Annotated in this window: 5 protein-coding genes; all 5 read left to right on the top strand. The window is 68.0% G+C overall.

What is annotated here, in order from left to right; all coding sequences use genetic code 11:
• Window positions 1-233: 233 nt before the first annotated feature.
• The 5 genes from ACYQ1Z_RS18625 to alaS all read left to right on the top strand — a co-directional run bounded on the left by ACYQ1Z_RS18625 (window position 234) and on the right by alaS (window position 6,027).
• Window positions 234-1,661, top strand: a complete 1,428-nt coding sequence (locus ACYQ1Z_RS18625; protein WP_459794034.1) for a replication-associated recombination protein A — start codon at window positions 234-236, stop codon at window positions 1,659-1,661.
• 171 nt (window positions 1,662-1,832) lie between these two features.
• Complete coding sequence (gene rpsD / locus ACYQ1Z_RS18620) at window positions 1,833-2,459, top strand: 30S ribosomal protein S4 (RefSeq protein WP_066276228.1); 627 nt, start codon at window positions 1,833-1,835, stop codon at window positions 2,457-2,459.
• 145 nt (window positions 2,460-2,604) lie between these two features.
• Entirely contained in the window at window positions 2,605-2,979 is a 375-nt protein-coding gene (locus ACYQ1Z_RS18615) for a DUF948 domain-containing protein (RefSeq protein WP_459794033.1), read from the top strand.
• A gap of 19 nt (window positions 2,980-2,998) precedes the next feature.
• Window positions 2,999-3,229 (top strand): DUF6167 family protein, encoded by a 231-nt coding sequence (locus ACYQ1Z_RS18610; RefSeq protein WP_459794032.1) that lies wholly within the window; start codon window positions 2,999-3,001, stop codon window positions 3,227-3,229.
• A gap of 119 nt (window positions 3,230-3,348) precedes the next feature.
• Window positions 3,349-6,027, top strand: a complete 2,679-nt coding sequence (gene alaS, locus ACYQ1Z_RS18605; protein WP_459794031.1) for an alanine--tRNA ligase — start codon at window positions 3,349-3,351, stop codon at window positions 6,025-6,027.
• The last annotated feature ends 1 nt before the right edge of the window (window position 6,028 follow it).

Here is a 6,028-nt window from a genome sequence, read left to right as displayed (position 1 = left end):
CCTCCGCACCGTCCGCGGCACTCAGCCGCAGCCCGTCGTCGTCATCCCCCAGCGTGTAGCCGCCATGCGCGGCGCTGAACCGCCCGGCCCAGGCCGCGAGCCGGACGCCGGGAACGAAGGCCGTCCGCACCGAGGGCGGCCGGCCGGCACCGGCTTGCCGTGCGGACATGACGCCTCCTTCACGGGACTGCCGCGCGGCAGGATTGCCGAACGACTGGAAGTAGCCTATCTATGTGGAAGATCTCTTCGGGCACGGGCCGGGCAACGACGATGACGGCGACGACGGTGCGCCTGCCGCCCGCCGGAGTGCCGGGGGAGCGGGCAGTGCCTCCCCGCGCGGTCCGCTCGCCGTCCGGATGCGTCCCCGCACCCTTGATGAAGTAGTCGGCCAGCAGCACCTATTGGGCCAGGGCTCGCCCCTGCGCCAGCTCGCTGCCGGCGCCGGAGCGGACACGTCCGGCCCTGCGGGACCCAGTTCACTGATCCTCTGGGGGCCGCCGGGCACCGGAAAAACCACCCTGGCGCATGTCATCGCCCGCGGTCCGGGCCGGAAGTTCGTGGAGCTGTCAGCCATCACCGCGGGGGTCAAGGACGTCCGCCGGGTGATGGACGAGGCCCTCACCGCCCGCGACCTCTACAAGACCACCACAGTCCTGTTCCTGGACGAGATCCACCGCTTCAACAAGGCCCAGCAGGACGCGCTGCTACCCGGCGTCGAAAACCGCTGGGTGGTCCTGGTGGCCGCCACGACGGAAAATCCGTCGTTCTCGGTGGTCTCCCCGCTGCTGTCACGCTCGCTGCTGCTGACCCTCAAGCCGCTCACCGACGCCGACATTGAAGGGCTCCTTGTCCGGGCGGTGCAGGATCCTCGCGGCCTGGACGGCAAGGCCGAGCTCGATGAAGAGGCGCTGGCCCACCTGGTCCGGCTGTCCGGCGGCGACGCCCGGCGCGCACTGACCGCCCTGGAGGCGGCTGCGGGCGTGGCCTTCGGCGATGCCGATGACGCCGCCGGCGGCGACGGCCCGGTGAAGGTCGAGCTCAGGCATACCGAACGCGCCCTCGACGTCGCGGCTGTCCGGTACGACCGCGCTGGGGACCAGCACTACGACGTCGCCAGCGCGTTCATCAAATCCATCCGCGGCTCCGACGTCGACGCCGCACTGCATTACCTGGCGCGCATGCTCGAAGCGGGGGAGGACCCGAGGTTCGTCGCCCGCAGGATCGTCATTTCCGCGGCGGAGGACGTGGGCATGGCCGATCCCACCGCACTGCAGACTGCGGTGGCCGCCGCCCAGGCGGTCCAGCTGATCGGCATGCCGGAAGGCCGGATCATCCTCGCCGAGGCGGTGGTCCACCTCGCCACGGCTCCGAAATCGAACGCCGCCTACATGGGCATCAACAAGGCCATCGCCGATGTCCGGGCAGGGCTGGGCAACGGCATCCCCGCCCACCTCCGCGATTCGCACTACCCGGGATCGAAGCAGCTCGGCCACGGCCTCGGCTACAAGTACGCCCACGACGCACCGCACGCGGTGGCAACCCAGCAGTACCCGCCGGACGACCTTGTGGGCCGCGACTACTACCAGCCCACCGGGAACGGTGCGGAGCGCGACATCGCCGTCCGCCTTGAACGCCTGCGGAAGATTGTCAGGGGCAAGTGACCGCCGTGCTAGGATGGATGTTTGTCTGGCAAGGCGCGGACGCACAATCCCCCCGAATTTTCTTCGAGATGGTTATGCCCTGCGCCCAGTAGCAAAAGGCAGCGGTTGGCCGATGCTCTCCATCGTGGAGGCCAGTAACACTGACACACCGCAGATATTGGAAGGACACAAGTGGCTAACAACACTCGTGCTCGCCGTCAGGCCCGCCTCTCGCGGTCCCTCGGCATCGCCCTGACCCCCAAGGCCGCCAAGTACATGGAGCGCCGTCCGTACGGCCCCGGTGAGCATGGCCGCGCCCGTAAGAAGCAGGACTCCGACTACGCCGTTCGTCTGCGTGAAAAGCAGCGCCTGCGCGCCCAGTACGGCATCCGCGAAGCACAGATGACCCGTGCCTTCGAGGAAGCCCGCCGCACCAAGGGCCTGACCGGTGAGAACCTCATCGAACTGCTCGAAATGCGCCTCGACGCCCTGGTCCTGCGTGCCGGTTTCGCCCGCACCATTGCCCAGGCCCGCCAGCTGGTTGTGCACCGCCACATCATGGTTGACGGCGTCCGCGTGGACCGTCCGTCGTTCCGCGTCGGCGAGGGCCAGCTGGTCCACGTCCACAGCCGCAGCGAAACCATGGTTCCGCTCCAGGTTGCAGCAGCCGGCGCCCACCGCGACGTCCTGCCCGCCGTTCCGGCCTACCTGGACGTCAAGCTCGAGGCACTGCAGGCCCGCCTGGTCCGCCGCCCCAAGCGCTCCGAAGTTCCGGTGACCTGCGAAGAGCAGCTCGTCGTCGAATTCTACGCACGCTAATCCCAGCAGCGTATCCAAAGAAGCCCGTGGCAAGCGCCGCGGGCTTCTTTGTATGTAAGGTACTTGGGGGACATCTGCGGAACACCGCTTTTCCGGGCGCCCGCAGGATGGCCCGAATACAAAAACTTCGAGGAGATGAACGTCTATGTCTGGTGGCGATATCGCCGGCCTGATCGCTGCCGGGGTGTTTGCGCTCCTGGTGCTGCTGCTCGCCGTGCCCATCCTGAAACTGGGCAAGGTGTTCGACGAGGTCCGGACGGCCATCAGGTCCCTTAGCGACGGCGCAACACCCCTGATGGACGAGGTCACCGCCACCGTCTCCACCACCAACCAGCAGCTGAAGAAGGTGGACGGCATTTCGTCCAACGTCTCCGACGCCTCAGCGAACCTCTCCGCCCTGTCCTCCCTGGTGGCGGCCACGGTGGGCTCGCCGCTGATCAAGGTCGCGGCGTTCAGCTACGGTGTGCGCACCGCGCTGGCCAACCGCAAGAAACCCGCGGCCGGCCGCCGCAGCCGCTGAGTTCCGAAAGAACGGGAAAATGAAACGACTTGTCTGGATGGGAATCGGCGTCGCCATCGGCATCATCGCTTTCCGCAAGGTCACCGAAGCACAGTCCAGCCTCGGGCCGGAAGGCCTCAACCGGGCCGTCGGCCGCCTGGCCGACGGCGTGTACGAGTTCGCGGACGCGGTCCGGGACGGCATGCGCGAACGGGAAACCGACCTTCGGGCCGCCCTCGGCGTCGAGGCAGCGGACTCCACCGGCCGCTGACCGCCTGGCCGCCAGCCTGGCCGGCCGGAAGCAAACCGGCAGGACCCGTCCCCAAGGTCCTGCCACATGAACGAACAACCGCGCAGGCGCGCGGACCAAGAAGGGTAAGAAAACAGCTCATGAAGTCGCAGGAGATCACAAAGCGCTGGGTGGACTTTTTTGTCAGCAAGGGCCACACGGCGGTTCCCTCCGCATCGCTGGTCTCCAGCGACCCCTCGCTGCTGTTCACGGTTGCCGGCATGGTGCCGTTTATTCCCTACCTGACGGCCCGCGAGGAGCCGCCCTACACGCGCGCCACCAGCGTGCAGAAGTGCATCCGCACCGGCGACATCGAGGAAGTGGGCAAGACGGCCCGGCACGGCACCTTCTTCCAGATGTGCGGCAACTTCTCCTTCGGCGACTACTTCAAGGAAGACGCCATCAAGTTCGCCTGGGAGCTGCTCACCAAGAGCGTTGACGACGGCGGCTACGGCCTTCCCGAGGAACGCCTGTGGGTGACCGTCTACGAAGAGGACGACGAAGCCGAAGCGCTGTGGCTCAAGAACACCGGTGTCCCGGCCGAACGCATCCAGCGGATGGGCAAATCGGACAACTACTGGTCCACCGGCCAGCCCGGCCCCGCCGGCCCCTGCTCGGAGATCTACTACGACCGCGGCCCGGCGTACGGTGTGGAAGGCGGCCCGCTGGCCGACGAGACCCGCTACATCGAGATCTGGAACCTGGTGTTCATGCAGTACCAGATCGACAACGTCCGCTCAAAGGTCGACTTCGACATCGTCGGTGAGCTGCCCAAGAAGAACATCGACACCGGCCTGGGCATGGAACGCCTGGCAATGATCCTGCAGGGCGTCGAGAACATGTACGAGACTGACCAGGTCCGGCCCGTCATCGACAAGGCGGCCGAACTGTCCGGCAAGGAATACACCTCCGCCGAATCCGACGACGATCCGCACCACGCGGACGATGTGCGGATGCGCGTGGTCGCCGACCACATCCGCTCCGCCCTGATGCTGATTTCGGACGGCGTCACTCCGTCCAACGAAGGACGCGGCTACGTCCTGCGCCGCCTGATCCGCCGTGCCGTGCGCTCCATGCGCCTGCTGGGCGTCGAACAGGCCTGCCTGCCGGAACTGCTGCCGGCTTCCCGCGACGCCATGAAAGGCGTCTACCCGGTGGTGGAGACCGACTTCGCCCGGATCAGCCGGATCGCCTATGCCGAGGAGAAGGCCTTCCTGCGGACCATCGCGTCCGGCACCGCCCGCCTGGAAGACGCCGTCCGGGAATCCAAGGCCGCCAACAAGCCGCTCTCCGGCGCGGACGCCTTCACCCTGCATGACACCTACGGCTTCCCGATCGACCTCACCCTTGAGATGGCCGAGGAAGCCGGCCTGAAGGTGGACGAAGCCGCCTTCCGCAGCCTGATGCAGGAACAGCGCCAGCGCGCCCAGGCGGACGCCAAGGGAAAGAAGGGCGGCCACGCCGACCTCAGCGCCTTCCAGGAGATCCTCGCCCAGGGCGAGACGGTCTTCACCGGCTACACCGACCTCGACGGCGAATCCCGCGTTCGCGGCCTCCTCGCCGGCGGCCGCCCCGTCGGACAGGCCTCCACGGGCGACGAAATCGAACTCGTCCTGGCCGAAACCCCCTTCTACGCCGAAGCCGGCGGCCAGGCCGCCGACACCGGCCTGATCACCGGGGACGGCTTCGTGGTGGAGGTCCTCGACGTGCAGCGCCCGCTGAAGGGCCTGAGCGTGCACAAGGCCATTGTCCGGGAAGGCGAGATCGGCGCCGACTCCCTGGTGCGCGCCGCCGTCGACCGTGAACGCCGGCATGCTGCCGAACAGGCGCACACAGGCACCCACATCGTGCACGCCGCCCTGCACCAGATCCTCGGGCCCGAGGCAACCCAGCGCGGCTCCTTCAACAAGGCCGGGTACCTGCGGTTCGACTTCGCCTGGGGCGAAGGCCTGAGCACCGCTACCCGCTCCGAAATCGAAGAGGTGTCCAACCTCGCCATCCGGAACAACTTCACCGTGGAAACCAAGGTGATGGGACTGGCCGAGGCCAAGGCCCTGGGTGCCATGGCACTCTTCGGCGAGAACTACGGCAGCGAAGTCCGCGTGGTGGAGATCGACGGCGCCTGGTCCCGTGAGCTCTGCGGCGGCACCCACGTGGCCAACACCTCGCTGATCGGCAGCCTGTCGCTCCTGGGTGAACAGTCGGTAGGTTCAGGCAACCGGCGCGTGGAAGCCTTCGTGGGCATGGACGCGTTCCGGCACCTCGCCGCCGAACGTGCCCTGGTGACCGAACTGACGGACATGCTGAAGGTCCCCTCGGGCCAGCTGGCCGACAGGATCGCCGCGACCCTGGCCAAGCTCAAGGCCACCGAGAAGGAACTCGACCGCCTGCGCAAGGAACAGCTGGCAGCCGCCGCCGCCCAGCTGGTCAACAGCGCGCGGGACGCCGCCGGGGTCAGCGTCATCGCCCACGACGCCGGCACCGTCAGCGGCGCGGACGATCTCCGCGGCCTGGCACTGGACCTGCGCAACAGGCTCGGCTCCGCAGCAGCCACCGTCGCGGTGGCCGGCGTCGCCAACGACCGGCCCATGATCCTGGTGGCCACCAACGAGGCAGCCCGCAGCGCCGGCGTGAAGGCCGGTGCGCTGGTCCGCCTCGCCGCCGGTGTCCTTGGCGGTGGCGGCGGCGGCAAGGACGACGTCGCCCAGGGCGGCGGAACCGACGCCGGCAAGGTGGGCGCAGCCCTCGCCGCCGTCGTTGACGCCATCGAACGGCGCTAAC

Source organism: Arthrobacter sp. AD-310, assembly GCF_054656615.1.
Note: the sequence above shows the minus strand (reverse complement) of the source record. Positions and strands in the feature narration are given on the sequence as shown.

Excerpts from the sequence above, each read along its gene's own strand:
- ACYQ1Z_RS18615 (WP_459794033.1), top strand. The coding sequence starts at position 2,605 with ATGTCTGGTGGCGATATCGCCGGCCTGATCGCTGCCGGGGTGTTTGCG.
- ACYQ1Z_RS18610 (WP_459794032.1), top strand. The coding sequence starts at position 2,999 with ATGAAACGACTTGTCTGGATGGGAATCGGCGTCGCCATCGGCATCATC.
- alaS (WP_459794031.1), top strand. The coding sequence starts at position 3,349 with ATGAAGTCGCAGGAGATCACAAAGCGCTGGGTGGACTTTTTTGTCAGC.